Annotated in this window: 18 protein-coding genes; 13 read left to right on the forward strand and 5 right to left on the reverse strand. The window is 53.8% G+C overall.

The genetic code is table 11. The annotated features are described in order from the left end of the window. Nucleotides 1–124: 124 nt before the first annotated feature. A complete protein-coding gene (gene acuI, locus BJJ97_RS06710; RefSeq protein WP_095993443.1) occupies nucleotides 125–1,102 on the reverse strand; it encodes an acrylyl-CoA reductase (NADPH) in 978 nt (325 codons plus the stop codon). 177 nt (nucleotides 1,103–1,279) lie between these two features. Between acuI and csrD the strand changes: the two genes are divergently transcribed. The 9 genes from csrD to tldD all read left to right on the forward strand — a co-directional run bounded on the left by csrD (nucleotide 1,280) and on the right by tldD (nucleotide 13,654). Beyond that, nucleotides 1,280–3,217, forward strand: coding sequence for an RNase E specificity factor CsrD (gene csrD / locus BJJ97_RS06715; protein WP_095993444.1), 1,938 nt, complete (start codon nucleotides 1,280–1,282; stop codon nucleotides 3,215–3,217). A 165-nt stretch (nucleotides 3,218–3,382) separates the two neighbouring features. Continuing rightward, the gene (locus tag BJJ97_RS22045; RefSeq protein ID WP_156890158.1) at nucleotides 3,383–3,541 is read left to right on the forward strand and encodes a hypothetical protein; all 159 of its coding nucleotides are present in this window, start codon (nucleotides 3,383–3,385) and stop codon (nucleotides 3,539–3,541) included. Further along, nucleotides 3,534–4,577 (forward strand): rod shape-determining protein MreB, encoded by a 1,044-nt coding sequence (gene mreB, locus BJJ97_RS06720; protein WP_010300322.1) that lies wholly within the window; start codon nucleotides 3,534–3,536, stop codon nucleotides 4,575–4,577. Before BJJ97_RS22045 ends, mreB begins: the two co-directional genes overlap by 8 nt. 173 nt (nucleotides 4,578–4,750) lie before the next feature. Next, entirely contained in the window at nucleotides 4,751–5,734 is a 984-nt protein-coding gene (gene mreC / locus BJJ97_RS06725) for a rod shape-determining protein MreC (protein WP_039482369.1), read from the forward strand. Next, nucleotides 5,731–6,219: a rod shape-determining protein MreD gene (mreD, locus tag BJJ97_RS06730; protein ID WP_039482366.1), complete on the forward strand. Its 489-nt coding sequence runs from the start codon at nucleotides 5,731–5,733 to the stop codon at nucleotides 6,217–6,219. The genes mreC and mreD overlap by 4 nt, the downstream gene beginning before the upstream one ends. Before the next feature lie 8 nt (nucleotides 6,220–6,227). Next, entirely contained in the window at nucleotides 6,228–6,821 is a 594-nt protein-coding gene (locus BJJ97_RS06735; RefSeq protein WP_095993445.1) for a Maf family protein, read from the forward strand. Then, nucleotides 6,811–8,280 (forward strand): ribonuclease G, encoded by a 1,470-nt coding sequence (gene rng, locus BJJ97_RS06740; protein ID WP_095701285.1) that lies wholly within the window; start codon nucleotides 6,811–6,813, stop codon nucleotides 8,278–8,280. The genes BJJ97_RS06735 and rng overlap by 11 nt, the downstream gene beginning before the upstream one ends. Nucleotides 8,281–8,321: 41 nt before the next feature. Then, a complete protein-coding gene (gene yhdP / locus BJJ97_RS06745) occupies nucleotides 8,322–12,152 on the forward strand; it encodes an AsmA2 domain-containing protein YhdP (protein WP_095993446.1) in 3,831 nt (1,276 codons plus the stop codon). Between the two features lie 56 nt (nucleotides 12,153–12,208). Next, nucleotides 12,209–13,654, forward strand: coding sequence for a metalloprotease TldD (gene tldD / locus BJJ97_RS06750; RefSeq protein WP_095993447.1), 1,446 nt, complete (start codon nucleotides 12,209–12,211; stop codon nucleotides 13,652–13,654). 75 nt (nucleotides 13,655–13,729) lie between these two features. Here tldD and BJJ97_RS06755 read toward each other — a convergent pair whose 3' ends face one another. The 3 genes from BJJ97_RS06755 to aaeR form a co-directional block, all read right to left on the reverse strand. Next, nucleotides 13,730–14,323, reverse strand: coding sequence for a hypothetical protein (locus BJJ97_RS06755; RefSeq protein ID WP_095993448.1), 594 nt, complete (start codon nucleotides 14,321–14,323; stop codon nucleotides 13,730–13,732). A 9-nt stretch (nucleotides 14,324–14,332) separates the two neighbouring features. Beyond that, the gene (locus BJJ97_RS06760) at nucleotides 14,333–14,629 is read right to left on the reverse strand and encodes a hypothetical protein (RefSeq protein WP_095993449.1); all 297 of its coding nucleotides are present in this window, start codon (nucleotides 14,627–14,629) and stop codon (nucleotides 14,333–14,335) included. 150 nt (nucleotides 14,630–14,779) lie between these two features. Then, entirely contained in the window at nucleotides 14,780–15,715 is a 936-nt protein-coding gene (gene aaeR / locus BJJ97_RS06765; RefSeq protein WP_039482347.1) for an HTH-type transcriptional activator AaeR, read from the reverse strand. 332 nt (nucleotides 15,716–16,047) lie between these two features. Here aaeR and aaeX point away from each other — a divergent pair, with 332 nt between their 5' ends. The 4 genes from aaeX to BJJ97_RS06785 all read left to right on the forward strand — a co-directional run bounded on the left by aaeX (nucleotide 16,048) and on the right by BJJ97_RS06785 (nucleotide 20,818). Next, nucleotides 16,048–16,251 carry a p-hydroxybenzoic acid efflux pump operon protein AaeX gene (gene aaeX / locus BJJ97_RS06770; protein ID WP_005975424.1) on the forward strand — a complete coding sequence of 68 codons (204 nt, stop codon included), beginning with the start codon at nucleotides 16,048–16,050 and terminating at the stop codon, nucleotides 16,249–16,251. 7 nt (nucleotides 16,252–16,258) lie between these two features. Beyond that, nucleotides 16,259–17,224: a p-hydroxybenzoic acid efflux pump subunit AaeA gene (gene aaeA / locus BJJ97_RS06775; RefSeq protein ID WP_095995331.1), complete on the forward strand. Its 966-nt coding sequence runs from the start codon at nucleotides 16,259–16,261 to the stop codon at nucleotides 17,222–17,224. 38 nt (nucleotides 17,225–17,262) lie between these two features. Next, nucleotides 17,263–19,224 (forward strand): p-hydroxybenzoic acid efflux pump subunit AaeB, encoded by a 1,962-nt coding sequence (gene aaeB, locus BJJ97_RS06780; RefSeq protein ID WP_455906632.1) that lies wholly within the window; start codon nucleotides 17,263–17,265, stop codon nucleotides 19,222–19,224. A gap of 139 nt (nucleotides 19,225–19,363) precedes the next feature. Next, entirely contained in the window at nucleotides 19,364–20,818 is a 1,455-nt protein-coding gene (locus BJJ97_RS06785) for an NAD-dependent succinate-semialdehyde dehydrogenase (RefSeq protein ID WP_095993451.1), read from the forward strand. Between the two features lie 125 nt (nucleotides 20,819–20,943). Here the strand turns inward: BJJ97_RS06785 and yjgA are convergent, their stop codons facing one another. Then, nucleotides 20,944–21,495 carry a ribosome biogenesis factor YjgA gene (gene yjgA, locus BJJ97_RS06790; protein WP_095993452.1) on the reverse strand — a complete coding sequence of 184 codons (552 nt, stop codon included), beginning with the start codon at nucleotides 21,493–21,495 and terminating at the stop codon, nucleotides 20,944–20,946. Nucleotides 21,496–21,564 lie beyond the last annotated feature (69 nt).

The following is a 21,564-nucleotide window of genomic DNA, read 5'->3' on the forward strand; positions in this document are numbered from 1 at the left end:
TTAGTGGTTACCGTTCACTTAGTTATAGATGAATTGCGATAGAAACTGCGATAGGAGAGGTGAAATACTTTTTTGCAGGGTGTAACAGCCACCCGAAGGTGGCTGAGCGCGTAAACAAAAGACGTTAGCTGATTTTCACCAGCGTGCGGCCAGTGACTTTGTTTTCCAGCAGCGCGGCGGCGACAGCAGGGACGTCTTCCAACCCGATTTCCTGCGTGACCTGCTGATAGAACGATTCAGGCAGAATGGCAGCCAGACGCTCCCACGCTTGCTGACGGCGAGCCAGCGGTGCCATTACGGAATCCACGCCTTGCAGGCGAACATTGCGTAAAATAAATGGCATCACGGTCGTTGGCAGCGCAACACCACCAGCCAGACCGCATGCGGCGACCGTCGCGTTGTAATCCATCTGCGCCAGCAGCGTCGCCAGCACGTTATCGCCGACGGTATCCACCGCGCCAGCCCAACGTTGTTTTTCTAACGGACGAGGACTTCCGCTGAATTCGCTGCGATCCAACACCTGTTTGGCGCCCAGTTTTTTCAGGTAATCGGTGTTGTCAGCACGGCCGCTGACGGCAGTAACCTGATAGCCTAGCTCTGCAAGCAGGGCGACTGCCGTGCTGCCGACGCCGCCGCTGGCACCTGTCACAATAATGTCGCCGCTTTCCGGGGTGATGCCACCGTCTTCCAGCGCCATCACACACAGCATCGCAGTAAAGCCAGCCGTGCCAAGAATCATGGCTTTACGCGCATCCAGCGACGCGGGTAGCGGAATCAGCCAATCGCTCTTCACGCGTGCCTGTTGCGCCAAGCCGCCCCAGTGGTTTTCACCCACGCCCCAACCGGTCAGGATGACGGGTTGGCCGACGCTAAACCGATCGCTGTCGCTGTGGCGTACTGTACCGACGAAGTCGATCCCAGGAACCATCGGGAAGTTACGAATAATTTTGCCTTTGCCAGTAATGGCAAGCGCATCTTTATAATTAATACCGGACCAACTGATATCAACAGTCACATCCCCGGCGGGAAGCTGCTCCGCGTCAATCTCGCGAATCTGAGCGTGGGTCAGTCCGTCTGACTGTTCAAGAACTAAAGCCTGCATGGGCTATCTCCTGTAGCAGGATGAAAATGGGGAAGTCATTAACGACTATAGTTATTACAGGTACTATTTGTTAAAAGGTACTGTTTGTTAAAAAAGGTACTATGTAGCTGGCCTATGCGAACTGATAAAAAACAACAAACTCGCAGAAATGACAATTATTTGGAATAGGACGCAGGGATGGGATTTACGACCAGGTTCTCGATACTCATAGTATTGCTGACGGTTCTCGCTATTTTTCTTATGCTTTTCAGTAGCATATTTAGCCTCTGTTATTATAGCCAGTTGCGAACTGAGCAGCAGCTACGCGAGGTCACGGCCAGTATCGATCAAGCGTTATTAGTGCAATCGCCCGAAAATATCCAATATTGGCTGCCGGGAATGATGAAGACGGCAGGCATTGTGGCGTTGGATATTCAGGATAACGATTCGACCCTCTATTCAATACAGCTGCCCGAGGCCGGTTGGGAACGCACGCACCTCTATCATGAGGTCGAATTCCCGCTGATGCATCATTTGAACATGACGATCGCCTTAAAATATGTCGACCCGCTGATTGGTTTACCGCGGTTCGTGGTGTCGACGTTATCGGTATTGCTGGCCGCGGGCCTGATGCTCCTGATGCTGTATTTCTCCATTCGCTGGCTGCGTCGACAGGCTGCCGGACAGGAAGAGTTGGAAAAACGCGCACAGCGTATTCTCAAGGGCGAGCGAGAATCGGTTATGCAGGGCTCGGTACGTGAATGGCCGGTCAAGACCAGCGGGGCGCTCGACCAACTGCTGTCTGATTTAGTGGAAGCGCGGGAGGAGCGTGGGCGGGTTGATACGTTAATCCGTGCTTTCGCCGCGCAGGATGCTGAAACCGGGCTGAGTAATCGTCTGTTTTTTGATAATCAATTGACCACACAGCTGGAAGATGGCGAAGAAGTGGGGACGCACGGCATTGTCATGATGATTCGCGTACCTGATTTTGAAACCTTGCAAGAAACGCACGGCTATACCAATGCGCTTCAGGAATACCGTTTCACGCTGGTCAACCTGCTGTCGACGTTTGTCATGCGCTACCCCTCTGCGCTGCTGGCGCGTTATTTCAGCAGCGATTTCACCGTATTACTCCCCCACAGCACGCTAAAGGAAGCCACTGCAATTGCCACGCAGTTGGTGAAGTCTATCGATATTCTCCCCGCCTGCCCGTTGATCGATCGCGAGGAGGTTCTCCACATGGGTATTTGTGCTTATCGCGGTGGGCAAAGCGCCGAGCAGGTGATGGAGAGTGTGGAGGACGCGACGCGCAATGCGGTGTTGCAGGGCGGTAACAGCTGGTGCGTGTTTGACAGGCAGGTGCCTGACAAAGGGCGCGGCAGCGTGAAATGGCGTACGTTGCTGGAACAGACGCTGGCACGCGGTGGCCCACGGCTGTATCAGAAGCCTGCGGTGACAAAAGAGGGCGTGGTACATCATCGCGAAATGATGAGCCGGATTTATGACGGAGAACAGGAACTGCTTGCGGCGGAGTATATGCCGCTGGTTCAACAGCTGGGGCTGGCAGCTAGCTATGATCGGCAGCTTGTGGCACGAATTATTGATTTGTCAGCGAACTGGCCCGGAGAAACACTGGCTTTACCGGTAAGTGTGGACTCACTTTTGCAAAAGCCTTTCCTGCGCTGGCTAAGAGAAATATTGCTGCAATGTCCGAAAACGCAGCGTCAGTGCATTTTATTTGAACTTGCAGAGGCAGATGTCTGTCAATATATCGGCCGCCTGCGCCCGGTTCTCAATTTGATCCTGGGATTAGGCTGTCGCCTGGCGGTCACGCAGGCGGGTTTAACGCTAGTCAGTACGACGTATATCAAGTCACTCTCCGTGGAGATCATCAAGCTTCATCCCGGTTTGGTCCGCAGTCTTGAGCGCCGCCCGGAAAATCAGCTGTTTGTACAAAGCCTGACCGAGGCCTGTAAAGGCACGCAAACACGGGTGTTTGCCGCTGGTGTGCGAACCAAAGAGGAGTGGCGGATGCTGTTGGGTAAGGGCGTTTATGGTGGGCAAGGCGATTTTTTTGCCGCATCAGTCCCTATAACGGATGAGCTGAAAAAATATTCACCGCGGCATCGTGTTTAATATAAACGTCCCGTTCAAATTGACGTAGAATGAGGCGGTTGTTAAATCGGTTAGTGTGTGCTTACGTTAGCGGCAATCCGATTAAATGTTAGATTTTATGTCCTGTGTTAGCGCAATTCTGTCGGGTGGACAGTGGTAAGATGCCTTGCCGCCTGAGGAGAAAGCATGCTGTGCCTTCTTCCTGACGCCGACGTGCGCAACGCAGACTCATTTTTCACCGAAGCAGAGCCTTTTCGTGCCTTGTCGCTGCTTCGTGTGGTTGGTAAAGTAGGCGGATTTATTTTTCGCCCCCAGCTTGCAGGATTATCCTTTAGTTATGTTTAAGAAATTTCGTGGCATGTTTTCCAACGACTTGTCCATCGACCTGGGTACCGCCAATACCCTGATTTATGTTAAAGGGCAGGGCATCATACTGAATGAACCCTCTGTGGTTGCGATTCGTCAGGATCGTGCGGGTTCTCAAAAGAGCGTGGCAGCAGTCGGCCATGACGCTAAGCAGATGCTAGGTAGAACGCCTGGGAATATCGTGGCGATTCGTCCGATGAAAGACGGTGTGATTGCCGATTTCCAGGTCACAGAAAAAATGTTACAGCACTTCATCAAGCAAGTGCATAGCGACAGCTTTATGCGTCCAAGCCCGCGCGTGCTGGTATGTGTGCCGGTTGGTGCAACGCAGGTTGAGCGTCGTGCCATTCGCGAATCCGCGCTGGGTGCAGGTGCCCGTGAAGTGTTCCTGATCGAAGAGCCGATGGCGGCTGCGATTGGTGCTGGCATGCCAGTATCCGAAGCGACCGGTTCCATGGTTGTGGATATCGGTGGTGGTACTACCGAAGTTGCGGTGATCTCGCTGAACGGCGTGGTGTACTCCTCTTCTGTACGTATTGGTGGTGACCGCTTTGATGAAGCGATCATCAACTACGTTCGTCGTAACTACGGTTCACTGATTGGTGAAGCGACGGCAGAACGTATCAAGCATGAAATCGGCTCTGCTTATCCGGGCGACGAAGTGCTTGAGATTGAAGTGCGCGGCCGTAACCTTGCAGAAGGTGTACCGCGTGGGTTCACGCTGAACTCCAACGAAATTCTGGAAGCGCTGCAAGAGCCGTTGACGGGTATCGTCAGCGCAGTCATGGCGGCGTTGGAACAGTGTCCACCTGAACTGGCTTCCGATATTTCCGAGCGCGGTATGGTGTTAACCGGCGGCGGTGCGCTGCTGCGTAACCTGGATCGTTTGCTGATGGAAGAAACCGGTATTCCGGTTGTGGTGGCTGAAGATCCGCTGACCTGTGTTGCCCGTGGTGGTGGCAAGGCGCTGGAAATGATCGACATGCACGGTGGCGATTTGTTCAGCGAGGAGTAATCCTGTCTGGAAAAGGGGGGACCGGATGGATGAACGCCTGCGTTTTTCATCTCTCGTGGTTACCCCTTTTTTATTTGCCTGAGCAATGAAATTCGCCCTATGGGGTGCCGCTTTGTGACGTTAAAAATCGCCAGGTGCGATTTGAGGTTGCTGTCGAGGAATACGCAAATTTTATGAAGCCGCTTTTTAGCAGGGGGCCTTCCCTGCAATTACGACTTTTTCTTGCTGTCGTTACCGCGATTGTCGTGATCGTTGCGGACAGTCGGCTCGGTTCGTTCGTCAAAATCAGAACGTACATGGACACCACCGTCAGTCCATTCTATTTTCTGGCGAATGGGCCTCGTCAAGTTCTGGACAATATGTCTGCCTCACTGGCAACCCGTGAGCAATTAGGCCTTGAAAATACTGCGCTGCGTCAGGAACTGTTGATGAAAAACAGTGACCTGTTACTGCTAGGCCAGTTCAAGCAGGAAAATGCGCGCTTACGTGAACTGCTCGGCTCGCCGCTGCGTCAGGATGAGCAGAAAATGGTGACGCAGGTGATGTCCGCCGGAACCGACCCTTACAGCGATCAGGTGGTGATTGATAAAGGTCAGGCGAACGGCGTGTATGAAGGGCAACCGGTCATCAGCGATAAAGGCGTGGTGGGTCAGGTTGTGGCGGTTGGTCAGTTTACCAGCCGGGTTTTGTTGATTTGTGATGTTTCCCACGCGTTGCCGATTCAGGTGCTACGCAATGATATCCGCGTGATTGCCGCCGGCAATGGCTGCGCCGACGATCTGCAACTCGAACACTTGCCTAACAATACCGACATCCGAGTGGGTGACGTACTGGTCACATCGGGTCTGGGCGGTCGTTTCCCCGAAGGGTATCCCGTTGGTGTCGTGTCATCGGTCAAGGCCGATACACAGCGAGCCTATACGATTATTCAGGCACGTCCGACCGCCGGGCTACAGCGCCTGCGCTATCTGCTCTTACTGTGGGGTGTGGAAAACAACTCCAATACGGCGCTGCCGCCAGCGGAAGTACATCGGGTTGCCAATGAGCGTCTGATGCAGATGATGCCGCAGGTTTTACCGTCGCCTGACGATATGGGACCGCCACTTCCTCCTGATACCGCTGTGCCCACCGCCGAGCCGCAGAGAGGCCGCCAATGAACCGTTATCGCAGGCATGGCAACTGGATTATCTGGCTTTCTTTTCTGATCGCTATGGTTTTGCAGATTATGCCGTGGCCGGATGAAATCTACATGTTTCGACCTTCCTGGCTGACGCTGTTTCTCATTTATTGGGTGATGGCATTGCCACATCGGGTGAATGTCGGCACCGGATTTATATTAGGTCTGATTATGGACCTGATTCTTGGGTCTACACTGGGAGTACGGGCGCTCGCGCTGAGCATTGTTGCTTATCTGGTCGCCTTTAAATTCCAGCTATTCCGAAATATGGCGTTATGGCAGCAGGCATTAATTGTCATGCTATTGTCGCTGGTGATGGACCTCACGGTATTCTGGGCAGAATTTTTAGTTATTAATGTCTCTTTCCGACCGGAAACACTCTGGAATAGTGTCGTTGATGGCGTACTCTGGCCGTGGCTGTTCCTGCTGATGCGTAAAATTCGTCGTCAGTTTACTGTGCAATAAGGTGATTCATGACTCAGCTTTATCTGGCTTCCGCTTCTCCCCGCCGTCGCGAACTGCTCACGCAGCTCGATATTCCTTTTTCTGTACTGAATATCGCGGTGGAAGAACAGCGGTTACCGGAAGAAGCGGCGGAAGTTTATGTCCGACGTCTGGCGCATGAGAAAGCGGCTGCGGGTGTCGTAGCGGCACCGTCTGATTTACCGGTTCTGGGTGCAGACACCATTGTGGTACTGAACGGTCAGGTATTGGAAAAACCACAGAATGAAGCTCATGCGGCAGCGATGCTGAGTCAACTGTCCGGAAAACCACATCAGGTAATGACGGCCGTTGCGCTGGCAGATAAAGATGATGTCTTGAGCTGTCTGGTGACAACCGATGTCGTCTTCCGCCCGCTTTCGCAGCAGGATATCGAACGGTATATCGCCAGCGGCGAACCGATGGATAAAGCCGGGGCTTACGGTATTCAGGGCAAAGGTGGATGCTTTGTCCGGTCGCTTAACGGGAGCTATTACGCGGTGGTTGGGCTGCCGCTGGTAGAAACCCATGAGCTATTCAGTAATTTTGCTGCGTTGCGGAGTGCAAGAGGAAAACATGACTGCTGAGTTACTGGTAAACGTTACACCGTCAGAAACGCGCGTTGCCTATATCGACGGCGGCATTCTGCAAGAAATTCATATTGAGCGTGATGCGAAGCGCGGCATTGTCGGCAACATTTATAAAGGCCGCGTGAGTCGCGTCCTGCCGGGCATGCAGGCGGCGTTTGTGGATATCGGTCTGGATAAAGCGGCATTCCTGCACGCGTCCGATATTATGCCGCACACCGAATGCGTTGCCGGTGACGAACAGAAGAATTTTCACGTCCGCGATATCGCCGAACTGGTACGTCAGGGTCAGGATCTCATGGTGCAGGTGGTCAAAGATCCACTGGGAACCAAAGGCGCACGTCTGACGACCGATATCACGCTGCCATCGCGCTATCTGGTGTTTATGCCCGGCGCATCGCACGTCGGCGTGTCACAGCGGATTGAGAGCGAAGCGGAGCGCGAGCGCTTAAAGAAAACGGTCGCCGAGTATTGTGATGATGACGGTGGTTTCATCATTCGTACCGCTGCGGAAGGCGTCGGTGAAGAAGAGCTCTCGCAGGATGCGGCGTTCCTGAAGCGTCTGTGGGTCAAGGTGATGGAGCGTAAAAAGCGCAACCAGACCAAATGTAAGCTCTACGGTGAAGTGGCGCTTGCTCGGCGGATTTTGCGTGATTTTGCTGGCGCTGCGCTGGATCGCATTCGGATTGATTCCCGACTGACGTATGAAGCGCTGCTGGAATTTACCGCCGAATACATTCCAGAGATGACCCGTAAACTCGAACACTACGCGGGTAAACAGCCGATTTTTGACCTGTTTGACGTGGAAAATGAAATCCAGCGTTCGCTGGACAGAAAGGTTGAACTGAAATCCGGCGGCTATTTGATCATCGATCAGACAGAAGCGATGACGACCGTTGATATCAACACGGGGGCATTCGTTGGCCACCGCAACCTGGATGAAACCATTTTCAATACCAACACAGAAGCGACGCAGGCGATTGCACGACAGCTGCGTTTGCGTAACCTCGGCGGCATCATCATTATCGATTTCATCGATATGAATAATGAAGATCACCGTCGGCGTGTGCTGCATTCTTTGGAGCAGGCGCTGAGTAAAGATCGGGTTAAAACCAGTATTAGCGGCTTCTCTCAACTAGGATTAGTGGAGATGACGCGCAAACGCACGCGTGAGAGTATCGAACACGTGCTGTGTCATGAATGCCCGACGTGTAATGGTCGTGGCACGGTGAAGACGGTAGAAAGCGTCTGCTATGAAATCATGCGTGAAATCGTGCGTGTCCACCACGCTTATGACACCGATCGTTTCCTGGTCTATGCCTCACCGGCAGTCGGGGAAGCGCTGAGAAGTGAAGAATCGCACGCGTTAGCTGAGGTCGAAATTTTCGTCGGCAAACAGGTCAAAGTACAAATCGAACCCCTGTATAGCCAGGAGCAGTTTGACGTCGTCATGATGTAAATTCGTGCGCTCGTCGTCGGCGACGAAAGAAGGAGAAATTAGTGAGGCGACTGCCCGGAATACTCATCATCACGGGTGCCACTCTTGTCGTGATGGTAGCGCTGTTAGTCAGCGGCTTAAGACTGGTGCTGCCACAGCTCGATCACTTCCGGCCACAGCTGGTGGCCTGGGCGCAGTCTGCTGCCGGTGTTCCGTTAGAAATCGGCTCGATGACGGGACGCTGGGAGTCCTTTGGCCCCACGCTGGAAATTGAAAAGCTTCGCACGTCCCTGCCGGAATCGGACTGGCAGGTTGAACGCATTACGCTGGCGCTGGATGTATGGCAGTCGCTGCTGCACGGGCGCTGGCAGTTTCGCGATCTCACGTTTCACCAGTTAAAACTGGATATTAATAGCCAATTCACCGGGCAGCAGCAGGATAGCAAACTGATGGAGTCAGGGAAGGTCAGCGATCTTTTCCTGCGCCAGTTTGACCACTTTGACCTGCGTGATAGCCAGATTACCTTTCTTACCCCTTCCGGTTCCCGCGCGGAACTGAGCATTCCTCAACTGACCTGGCTGAATTCCGAGAAGCGTCACCGGGCGGAAGGCTTAATCAGTCTGTCGAGTTTTAATGGTCAGCACGGCGTCGTGCAGATGCGTATGGACTTGCACGACGATCAGGGGCTGCTTAGCAACGGCACGTTCTACTTGCAGGCTGACAATATCGATATGAAGCCCTGGCTCAGCCGCTGGATGAAAAACACGACCGGGCTGGAAAGTGCCGATTTTAGTCTGGCAGCCTGGTTGAACGTCCGTGACGGCGACATCCACAGCGGTGATGTGTTCCTCAATCACGGAACGGCAGGCTGGGGTGAAGGCAGCGATGCGCATCGCCTGAATGTGGATGACATGACGCTGCACGTCAGCCGTCAGGAAAATGGCTGGCAGGTGGATGTGCCTGAGTTGAATCTGGCAACGGATGGCGTCGCCTGGCCGAAAGGTCGGCTCTCCGCGCTCTGGCTGCCAAAGAATGAACACATGTTAGGGCCCGATCGGCAGGAAGAGCTACGCGTTCGAGCCAGCAACGTGGCATTGGCGCGGGTAAGCACGCTGCTTCCGCTGCTGTCCGGCACGACGCCAGAATTGAAAGCGCGCTGGGATGAACTGCAACCGACGGGTACGCTGAATACCGTTGCCGTCGATATCCCTCTGCAACAGCCTGAGCGAAGCCGCTTTCAGGCCAACTGGCAGGATGTGAGCTGGAAGCAGTGGAAATTACTGCCGGGCGTCGATCATTTCTCTGGTTCTGCCCGCGGCAGCGTAGAGCGTGGTCAGGTCAGCATCGCGTTAAAGCAGAGCACGTTGCCCTATGTTGATATGTTTCGCGCGCCGCTGGAAATCAAGCAGGCCAGCGGCACGATTGACTGGCGTAATGATGCCACAGGTCTGGCGCTCTGGAGCCACGGGCTGGACGTGCAGGCCAAATCGCTATGGGCTAACGGCGATTTCCGCTATGAACAGCCCGCTAAGCAGGAGCCGAAACTGGATATTCTGGCAGGCATTCGGCTGACCGATGCGGCGGATGCCTGGCGCTATTATCCTGAACTGTTTATGGGCACTGAGCTGGTGGACTATCTGAGCGGCGCGCTGAAAGGCGGCCGTGTCGATAACGCCACACTGATCTTTGCTGGCAATCCGCAGCATTTCCCGTATACGCATAACGAAGGCCAGTTTGAAGTCTGGGTGCCGGTTAAAGAGGCCACCTTCGAATTTCAGCCGGGCTGGCCTGCGCTGACGCCGCTGGATATCAATCTGGATTTTGCCAACAACGGCCTGTGGATGTTTGCGCCGCAAGTCTGGCTGGGCAAGGTGGAAGGCAAAAACATTAGCGCGGTCATTCCCGATTATGAAAAAGAGATGCTGCTGGTCGATGGCGAACTGGACGGTCCGGGGCCTGAAGTGGGGAACTATTTTCATCAGACGCCGCTGAAATCCTCGCTGGGTACGGCGCTGGATGAGCTGAAAATTGGCGGGCCGGTGAAAGGCACACTGCATCTGGATATTCCGCTTGCCGGCGACGACGTCCGCGCCAGTGGTGATATCGCGCTGAACAATAACAGCCTCTATATCAAGCCGCTGGATACCACGATTAAGAATCTGACCGGTAAGTTCCGCTATGAAAACGGCAACTTACGCAGTGACACGCTTCAGGCGAACTGGATGAATCAGCCGATAGCCGTCAATTTCACGACGGAAGAGCAAGCGAAGGCTTTTCTGGTGAATGTTGGCTTGCAGGGCGACTGGCAGCCTGCGCTCTTGCCCGGTTTACCGGCGTCGGCCAGCAAAGCCCTGTCCGGCACGGCTGGCTGGAAGAGTACCGTGGCCGTCAACCTGCCGCATTATGGTAAAACAACGTATGATGTTGATGTACAGGCTGATTTAAATAAACTAAGTAGTCACTTACCTAACCCGCTAAGTAAACCTGCTGGCGAGAGCCTGCCGCTGGAGGTAAAAGCCAGCGGCGACCTGAATGGTTTCGCGATGCAGGGACTGTTGGGCAAAGATAACCACTTCAATAGCCAATGGCTGCTGAAAGGCGACACGGTGACACTGGCGCGGGCAAGCTGGCAAAACGGGGCAACGGTGGCGCCTGCATTGCCAGAAGACTCCTCGCTGGTGCTCGATCTTCCGCCACTGGATGCTGAAAGCTGGCTGGGGCTTCTGCCTGCGCTGCGTGCTTCGGCACCGGTGGAAGGGAAAAAGGCGCACAGTACGCTTCGTTTTCCAGAAGCTGTGACGCTGCGGACGCCTGAACTACAGCTGCTGGGGCAGCAGTGGCACGATCTAGAAATCACGCGTAAAAATACGCTTGCTGGCAGTGAAGTGCAGGCAAAAGGGCGCGAAATTGACGGAACGGTTGAGATACCCAATCGCGGCATGTGGCGCAGCGACATCAATTATCTCTACTACAATCCTCAGTGGAAAGGGAATGAAGCGACCAACCCGGTGGCATTAGCAGAGAAAAAATCACCGTTGAATGACCCGAGCATCAGCTTTGAAGACTGGCCGTCTCTGGCGGTTAACTGTCGCCAGTGCTGGATTGTCGGGCAGAATATGGGACGTATTCAGGGGACGCTGCTGCCAGAAAAGGAAAAATTAACGCTGGCAGACGGTATGATTGATACGGGTAAAGCCCGTCTGACGGTAAACGGTTCCTGGCAGGAAAACGCGGAAGGCGTGCGGACGGCGCTAAAAGGCCGTCTGACAGGTGATAGCCTGGAGCAGAACGCTAACTGGTTTGGCGTTGATTCACCGCTTAAAGCTGGTTCTTTCGATGTGGACTACGATCTGTACTGGCGTGGTACGCCTTGGGCGCCGGATATTGCCAGCCTGAGCGGAATATTGCACACGCGCATTGGTAAAGGTGAAATTGCCGAAGTGGGCGCGGGTCAGGCTGGTCAATTGCTGCGTTTATTGAGCTTTGATGCGCTGATGCGTAAGCTGCGGTTCGATTTTAGTGATACGTTTGGCCGTGGATTTTACTTCGACTCGATTCGCAACACGGCATGGATTAAAGACGGCGTGTTGCATACTGATGATATGTTGGTCGACGGTCTGGAGGCCGATATCGCGATAAAAGGCGATCTCGACCTCGCTAAGCGACAGGTCAATATGGAAGCGGTTATCGCCCCGGAACTTTCCGCGACTGTGGGGGTGGCGACTGCATTTGCCGTTAACCCGGTTGTCGGGGCCGCGGTGTTTGCTGCCAGTAAAGTGCTGGCACCGCTATGGAACAAGATTTCGCTGATTCGCTACCAGATTTCCGGTAGCCTCGATCAGCCGAAGATTCAGGAAGTGCTGCGTGAGCCGAACAAGAAGAAAGGCGAATAATGCCGTTAGGGCAGCGCAGTGTACTCAGCCGATTATCTGATAAAGAGTGAAAAACTATGAACCTTTCTTTTGTCAGTGAGCAGTTACTCACCGCCAACAAATTGAATCTTGACGACCTTGCCGCTGTGCTGGGGTCGCTTAATGAGCGTCGACTGGACTATGCCGATCTCTATTTCCAGTCCAGCTACCATGAGTCTTGGGTGCTGGAAGATCGCATCATTAAAGACGGTTCTTACAATATCGATCAGGGCGTGGGTATCCGTGCGATTGACGGTGAAAAGACCGGGTTTGCTTATGCCGATCAGATCACGCTGAACGCATTGCATCAGAGCGCGCAGGCTGCACGCAGCATTGTGCGGGAACAGGGCACAGGGACTGCGCACACGCTGGGAGCGGTATCGCATCATGCACTTTATCCAACGTTGAACCCGCTGGATAGCCTGACGCGTGAGGATAAAATTGCGTTGTTGCAGCGTGCCGACACGGTCGCACGTGCCGCAGATGCGCGCGTACAGGAAGTGTCTGCCAGTCTGACCGGCGTGTATGAGCTGGTGCTGGTGGCGGCAACAGATGGCACGCTGGCGGCGGATGTGCGCCCGCTGGTTCGTCTGTCGATCAGCGTGCTGGTCGAATCTGAGGGCAAACGTGAACGTGGTTCCAGCGGCGGCGGTATGCGTGGCGGCTATGACTATTTCTGGGAAGTCGCTGACGGCGAAGCACGCGTCGACGCCTGGGCGAAAGAAGCCGTGCGGATGGCGCTGGTTAACCTGTCGGCGGTGGCCGCCCCTGCCGGGCCGATGCCTGTGGTATTGGGGGCTGGCTGGCCGGGTGTACTGCTGCATGAAGCGGTTGGTCATGGTCTGGAAGGCGATTTTAACCGTCGCGGTACGTCAGTATTCAGCGGGCAGATGGGGAAACTCGTTGCGTCAGAGTTGTGTACGGTGGTGGATGACGGCACGCTGACCGGGCGTCGTGGTTCGCTCTCGATGGATGATGAGGGCGTTCCGGGGCAATACAATGTCCTGATCGAAAACGGTATTCTGAAAGGCTACATGCAGGACAAGATGAATGCTCGTCTGATGGGCGTTGCGCCAACGGGCAACGGTCGCCGCGAATCTTATGCGCATCTGCCGATGCCGCGCATGACGAACACCTACATGCTGGCTGGGAAATCCACGCCGGAAGAGATTATCTCCAGCGTTGAATACGGCCTGTATGCGCCAAACTTTGGCGGCGGTCAGGTCGATATCACTTCTGGCAAGTTTGTCTTCTCGACATCCGAAGCATACCTGATCGAAAAAGGCCGTATCACTACGCCAGTCAAAGGCGCCACGCTGATTGGCTCCGGCATTGAGGCGATGCAGCAGATCTCTATGGTCGGCAACGATCTGGCGCTGGATAACGGCGTCGGCGTGTGCGGCAAAGAAGGGCAAAGTCTGCCTGTCGGCGTGGGTCAGCCTACGCTGAAGCTGGAAAGCCTAACCGTCGGCGGCACCGCGTAATTCGTGCTGATACCCTGAGTTCCCTTTAAGACCGCGCTTTATGAGCGCGGTTTTTTTATGTAGCGGAGCACACAATCAGGACACAGCGGCAATAATCGATTTGAGCTGCTTGATGTGTATTTCATCCCGCTGAACCAAAACGTCTTCTTTAATCTTGAGAACAATGCCTTTTAACAGGTCTGTTGTGCTGGAGATGTTTGTCGTGGTTTTTAGTACATCAATATCTGTCGCGACATGCCGACCTTTAAGCGAAAGACGTTTCTCGGATTTTCCTTTTGCCAAATCACTTTGTAGAAAACGCGGGATATCTTTTGCCGCTGCGTGGTCAGCCGCCAGTGTGTGCAGATAATATTTCATCAGCGTGGGAATAAAATCGGGTTCCCCACCTAATTCACAACTTGCCAGATTCAGGATATCTATCATGTGTGCGGGCACTCGACTTTCCAGCGCTTTACGCTGCACATCCAGTGCTTTCTTAATCATGGGCGTAGACTGATGAGGGATGATGGCAACATTTCCGCAGCGTTCGCAAACGCCAACCAAAGCTTGTCTCACCACACCGCTCTTATCGCTGAACGGGACGTCTTTAAGCTGAAACGTCGCGGTTTCAAGTGACTGGCATGTGTTACAGAGAGCGGCCTGTGTATCGCCGACTTTGAAAATTTTCATGTCATCGCCTCAATGGTGGACGCTAATAAAGACACAATCCGGCTCGGTAAAATACCATTTGATATACCACGGTATTCCCCGATGGCTGCAACGGATGATATGAACATCAATATGCGCTGCAAAATGATGGGGTGAAGAGGAGTAGGATGGCCCGGCAGATTGATAAATAATATCACTGAGTTCTGTTATTGATGTTTGTCCGGTTACCAGCAAATTCTTCGTGCTGATATTCCCTCTGGCTTCATGCAGCACATTACCTGACTGCAAACAGACAATAAGCTGCTTTTTGGCATCCTTGAATCCCATCTTTCACCTATATTGTACGAATTTATTCGTACGTTATCCATGTGATTTTACTTTCCTGAACGAAAGAAGAGATATAGCGCAAGGATGGTGGGATCGGGATGTGTTTTGTATGAAAGAGGGAAGCGCTTCGCGTTTTCCTCTTTGCAAAACCTACTTTTTTTCCTCGCTATGATTCTGCCGATAACCCTGATACGTCAAAGCGACGTTTTTGAAGTATTCCGTCATGTAGTTAATGCAGACTTGTACTTTCAGCGGCAGGTTGTCTTTGCGGGTGTAGAGCGCGTAGACCGGGCGCGGGTCGGAGTGGTAGCGGTTGAACAGAATCTCGATTTCGCCGCGATTGATTTCATCCACAACCCACATAAGCGGAATGTACGCGATGCCCGCGCCAGTCTTGAGCCAGCGCACCAGCGTTTGTGGGTCGTTAGTGACAAAGCGCCCTTGTGGTGTGACGCGGGTCGAAATGCCTTCTGGGGCGATCAGCTCGAATTCGCTGTCAGGACGTACGCTGTATTCAAGCCAGGAAAAATTCACCATATCTGCCGGTTTATCCGGCGTGCCGTGCTGTGCCAGATAGCTTTTTGCAGCACAGACGACCATCGGCATCGAGCCTAATCGTTTCGAGAACAGGCTGGAATCCTGTAGTGCACCGACGCGGATAACGATATCCAGCCCGTCTGCAATCAGATCGGGAGCGGGAATCCCGGTGACCAGATTGACGGATAAACCGGGATATTCCTTCAGCATCGCGGCAGTCATGGTGGACAACACATTCTGCGCCATCGTGGAAGAACTGCCGATGCGCAGCGTGCCGATCGGCGTGTTGTTGAAGGCGTAAAGCTGCTCATGGACCTCATGCGCTTCATGCAGCATGCGGCGACAGCCGTGGTAGTAAATTTTTCCCGCTTCCGTCAAACCAATGCTGCGCGTACTGCGATTAAGCAGCTTAATCTGTAGCTCATCTTCAAGCTTGGTAACGGTCTGGCTGACGGCGGATACGCTCATCTGTAACTGACGGGCCGCGGCGGTAAAAGAACCAAATTCCACCACGCGGGCAAACACCGACATACTCTTTAGTCTTTCCATTATTCACTCTGGCTTAAAAGTGATTTAGATCACGCTATGTAGATAAGGTGATAATAAGCATCCATAATATAGCCTATCCGGTGGTTCTGGGCAGAACAGAGCCATTCAATGATTGTGTTTATTTACCCAATTAGAGTAATACGCTGATTTCCCATCGTTAGTCAGCCCCTGCTGACATCGCTATTCATCAGTTTAACGCTATCCCATCCGTTGGCTACCCGCCCGCGGGATGAGGCTCTGTTGTCGGTGCTGAAAGGCCGCCAGACGATATAATTTACCACCCGGTAGCGCACCTGCTCGTTACCGCTCTCTAATAGAAAAAGGAAAAGAGGATGAGTTCACTCCCGGTTATGGTGCTGTTCGGGCTGTCATTTCCCCCCGTATTTTTTGTCTTGCTGGTATCGCTGACCCTGTTTTTTGTCGTGAATCGCCTGCTGCAACCGACGGGGATCTATGACTTCGTCTGGCATCCTGCGCTGTTTAACAGCGCGCTGTTCTGCTGTCTGTTTTATTTATTGTTCCGTTACGGTCTGTGAGGTGTCTGTGAAAGCTTTCTTTTTACCCTTGTTTAGACAGCAGGCCGTGCTGATCAAAAAACTGAGCCGCGTGGTTATCACGCTGGTGATTGTGCTGTGTGCGATTGTGGCGATTTTCCGGGTCTGGGCGTTCTATACCGAATCGCCCTGGACGCGCGATGCCAAATTTACGGCGGATGTCGTGGCGATTGCGCCGGACGTCAGCGGGTTATTGAGCGATGTTCGCGTTACGGACAATCAATTGGTGAACAAAGGTGACGTGCTGTTTGTCATCGATCAGCCGCGCTACCATCAGGCCGTGGCGCAGGCGGAAGCCGATGTTGCCTACTATCAGGCGCTGGTGACGGAAAAACGTCGGGAATCAGGACGCCGGGCGCGACTGGGCATCAGTGCGATGTCACAGGAAAATATCGATCAGTCCAGTAATGCATTGGAAACCGCCACGCATCAGCTTGCTAAAGCGCAGGCGGTATTGTCACTGGCGCAACTGGAGCTGGAACGCACGGTGGTACGTGCTCCTGCCGACGGCTGGGTGACCAACCTGCATGTGCAAAGCGGTGAGTTCATCGAGCGAGGTAACACGGCGGTGGCGCTGGTGAAGAAGGACTCGTTCTATCTGTTGGCATACATGGAAGAGACCAAGCTTGAAGGCGTGCGTCGTGGCTACCGTGTGGAGATTACGCCGCTGGGTAGCGAAAAGATATTTTATGGCACGGTCGATAGCGTGGCGGCTGGGGTGAATAACAACAGTAACAGCGCGAACAGTAAAGGTTTGGCTAACGTGGATTCCAATCTGGAATGGGTGCGTCTGGCGCAGCGTGTGCCGGTAAAAATTCGCCTCGATCGTCAAATGGGCGACCTCTACCCGGCTGGCACCACGGCCACCGTAGTGATCACCGGTGAGCAGGTCAACAATGATAAAGAGCCTTCACCGCTCATCCGTCTCCTTTATCGCCTGCGTGAGTTCGGCTAAGTGAGGCGATGATGAAAACTCCGTCGCTAACAGGCGCTATGTTCTTTACGACGCCAAAATTTGCGCGCCTTCGCTTCGCTTTCAAACTGAGCTTCGCGATTGTGCTGTCCCTGTTTCTGGGCTTCCATCTCCAGCTGGAAACGCCACGCTGGTCGGTGCTGACGGCGGCGATTGTCGCTGCGGGTCCGGCATTCGCGGCGGGTGGTGAGCCATTTTCTGGCGCCATTCGCCATCGTGGCATGCTACGTGTTGTCGGCACCTTTATCGGTTGTATCGGTGCACTTGTCATCATTATCGCTACCGTTCGCGCGCCGGTTGTGATGTTGATGCTGTGCTGTATTTGGGCGGGCTTCTGCACCTGGGTTTCCTCGCTGGTTAAAGTCGAAAACGCCTATGTGTTCGGGCTGGCGGGTTATACCGCGCTGATTATCATTGTATCGACGCAAGGAACACCGCTGCTGACGCCGCAGTTTGCCGTGGAACGCTGTAGTGAGATTGTGTTGGGCATCGTCTGTGCGATTCTGGCGGATTTACTGTTCTCACCGCGCTCGATCAAGCAGGATGTCGACCGCAGTATCGGTGAACTATTAGTGGATCAGTATCGGTTACTGCAACTCTGCATGAGCGGGGCGGAGAAAGACGCAATAGACAAGGCATGGCACGCGCTGGTGCGCAAAACAACTGCGCTAAACGGCATGCACAGCAGCCTGATGTTGGAGTCCTCGCGTTGGCAGAACAGCAATCGCCGCTTAACGTCGCTGCATACACAATCACTCACGATGATTACACAGGCGTGTGAAACCTACCTGATTTTGCAGGACGCCCCGACTCCCGTAAAAAGCAGCCTGAAACAAGTGTTGGATCAGCCTGTTGAGTCGTTTCGCGATGTGCATTGCCGTGTGAAAGCATTGCGCCAGCTGATTGCGGCGGACAGTCGTGACGTGCCGCCGATGCTGATCGGTTGGGTCGGAGCGGCGACGCGCTACCTGCTGCTGGCGAAGGGCGTGCAGACCAACGGGCGTATCAATACGATTGAAGCTGACGTGCTGAACAGCGAGGTGGAAATTAAAGCACCATCGGCTGAAACGCATCACGCCATGATTAATGGCTTACGCACTGGCGTGGCGACGGCGCTGGGCTGTCTGTTCTGGCTGAGTACTGGCTGGACCTCTGGCAGCGTGTGTATGGTGATGATTGCGGTGGTGACGTCGCTTGCCATGCGGTTGCCGAACCCGCAGATGATGGCGAAGGATTTTCTTTTCGGGACGATCTACGCGCTGCCGCTGGGTGCGGTGATGTTCATGTTTATCATGCCGTCAACGCAGCAAAGTATGCTGTTGCTGTGCCTGAGTCTGGGAGCAATGGCTTTCTTTCTCGGCCTTGAAGTACAAAAACGTCGACTTGGCTCACTGGGTGCATTGGCCAGTACGATCAATATTCTGGTGTTGGATAACCCGATGACGTTCAACGTCAGTCAGTTTCTGGACAGCGCGATCGGCCAGATCATCGGCTGTTTTCTGGCGTTGATGGTGATCCTGTTGATCCGGGATAACACTAAAGCACACACGGGGAGAACGCTGCTGAACCGCTTTGTGTATGGTGCGGTCTCGGCGCTGACGACCAACACGGCGCGTCGCAAGGAAAATCACCTGCCAGCGCTGTATCAACAACTGTTCCTGCTGCTGAGCCGCTTCCCTGACGATATTGCCAAGTATCGCCTCGCACTGTGGCTAATCATCATGCACCAGCGTCTGAGGACGCTGGATATTCCACAAAACGCGGCGCTGTCTGCCTTCCATCGCCAGATTCGTGCAACGGCGGAGCAGGTGATTTCAGCCCGACGCGATAGCACGCGCAGCCGCTATTTCACGCAGCTGTTGGACGAGCTTGAGCGTTATCAGCAGATGCTGACAGAACAGCAGCTACCGCCGAGCGTAACAGTGCCTGTCGGGCGATTGACCGGGATCCTGCGTGATTATCAGCATGCGCTGAGCAACTAATCTCAGTGGGCGAGGTGAAGCGGTAACTCTGACGATTAATCCGAGAGTACCGCAGCCCTCGCCCATCACCTCTATACTGAATTATCTGTAGCTTCCCTCATAACGTCATGGAATATGACCCTTTTCAGGAGGTAATACGATGTCAGGACAAAATTTGCAGGATCATGAACTGTTTAACACGGGCTACTTTGCTGCGGGGAAATGGCAGCAGAGCGGCGCGACCTTCAAGGTCGTGAATCCGGCGACGGGCGAGTCGATTGCCTGCGTGGCGAAAGCGGGAAAGAAAGAGGCGCAGGCGGCGATTGACGCCGCCTATGCCGCCTTTCCTGCCTGGAAGCGTAAAACCGCGAAGGAACGTTCTGAAATCCTGTATCGCTGGTACGAACTGATTCTGGAAAATAAACGCTATCTGGCGGAGTTGATGACCGCCGAGCAGGGCAAACCTGTGCAGGAAGCCGAAGGCGAAGTTGTTTACGCGGCGAATTTCATTCAGTGGTTTGCTGAGCAGGGCAAGCGGGCGAACGGTGAGATTATTCCGCCGGCTAAGCCCGGATCGAAGATTTACGCCACGCGTGAACCCGTTGGCGTCGTTGTCGCCATTACACCGTGGAATTTCCCGCTGGCGATGCTGACGCGGAAGCTGGGGCCGGCGCTGGCCGCAGGATGTACCGGTGTTATCAAACCTGCTAATAACACGCCGCTGTCTGCGTTTGCACTGTTGGCGCTGGCACGGCAGGCGGGTGTGCCGGATGGTGTACTCAACGGTGTGGCGGGTGATACGCAGGCGATCAGCGATACCGTCATGGCGAGCGATAAAGTGCGCAAAATTTCCTTCACGGGTTCGACGGAAGTAGGGAAAACGCTGGTGCGCAACGCCGCAGAGACCATGAAGAAAGTGTCGATGGAGCTGGGCGGGAACGCGCCTTATATCGTGTTTGATGACGCAGATATTCAGGCCGCAGTAAAAGGCGCGATAGCTAACCGTTTCCGTAATGCGGGTCAGGTTTGTGTCAGTGCCAACCGATTTTATATTCAGGACGGCGTCTACGATGAGTTTGTCTCTCTGCTCGCGGAAGAAGTGAAGAAGCTGAAAGTCGGTAATGGTATGGATGACGGCGTTGTGCTCGGCCCGCTGATTGACGATGCTGCGGTTGAGAAGGTAGAAAAGCACGTCAATGACGCGGTGGAAAAGGGAGGCAAGGCGCTCGTGGGTGGTAAACGGCATAAGCTGGGCCACAGCTTCTTTGAACCGACGGTGATTATTGATGCCAACGAAGCGATGCTGCTGGCGCAGGAAGAAACGTTTGGCCCGGTTGCTCCCTGTTTCCGTTTCAAAACGGAAGAAGAAGTGATTCAGCGCGCCAACAATACGCCGTTTGGTCTGGCGGCTTATTTCTACAGCCAGAATTTGCAGCGTGTGTTCCGCGTGGCAGAAGCGTTGGAGAGCGGCATGATTGGCATTAATGAGTGCGCGGTTTCAACCGAATTAGCTCCCTTCGGCGGTGTGAAAGAGTCAGGATTAGGCCGCGAAGGTTCTGTTTTGGGGCTGGACGAGTTTCTGGAAGTGAAAACCTGGCATTTGGGCGGGTTGTGATCTGAATGGATGTTGCGCTCGGAATTGATCGTGAATCCGATTGAATACCGGTAAGACAATATAGGCAATACAATACAGGTAATACATGGGATGAGTGAGTCAGACTCCTCATCCCACGATTGCCGTTACTCTGTGGTTTCAGCCAGTTCGCGCAGATACTGGAAGATCTGGCGGGCGGATTTCGGCGGCTTATTCGTCGCTTTCTCTTTCTGCGCATTACGTACCAGAGAGCGCAATTGCTGACGGTCAGCGTGAGGATACAGCGCCAGAATATCAGGAACCACATCGTCACCTTCTTCAATCAGACGGTCACGCAGCTGTTCCAGTTTGTGGAATAACGCCACCTGCTGATTATGACGGTTGTTCAGTTTATCCAGTGCGGTTTGGATCGGCTCTGGATCGCGGGCGCGCAGCATTTTACCAATCAGCTGTAGCTGACGGCGGCGGCCTTCTTTCTTGATCCGCTGCGCCAGTTCCACCGCTGCACGAAGATCGTCGTCCAACGGGATCTTTTCCAGAGCGTTTTTGCCCAGCTCGACCAGTTCCGCACCGAGATCTTTCAGCGCTTCGGCATCGCGCTTTATTTCACTTTTGCTGACCCAGATAATTTCATCATCTTCGTCGTCTTCTTGGTTCTCTGGGACGTCATTCAGCCAGTCTTCGTACTTTTGCTTCATGGTTGGCTCCTAAAAAGTGTCCAGGAGCAATTCGTAACGCTACGCGTAGCGGCTCCGGGATGGTGAACA

The organism is Pectobacterium polaris (assembly GCF_002307355.1).
GTDB lineage: Bacteria > Pseudomonadota > Gammaproteobacteria > Enterobacterales > Enterobacteriaceae > Pectobacterium > Pectobacterium polare.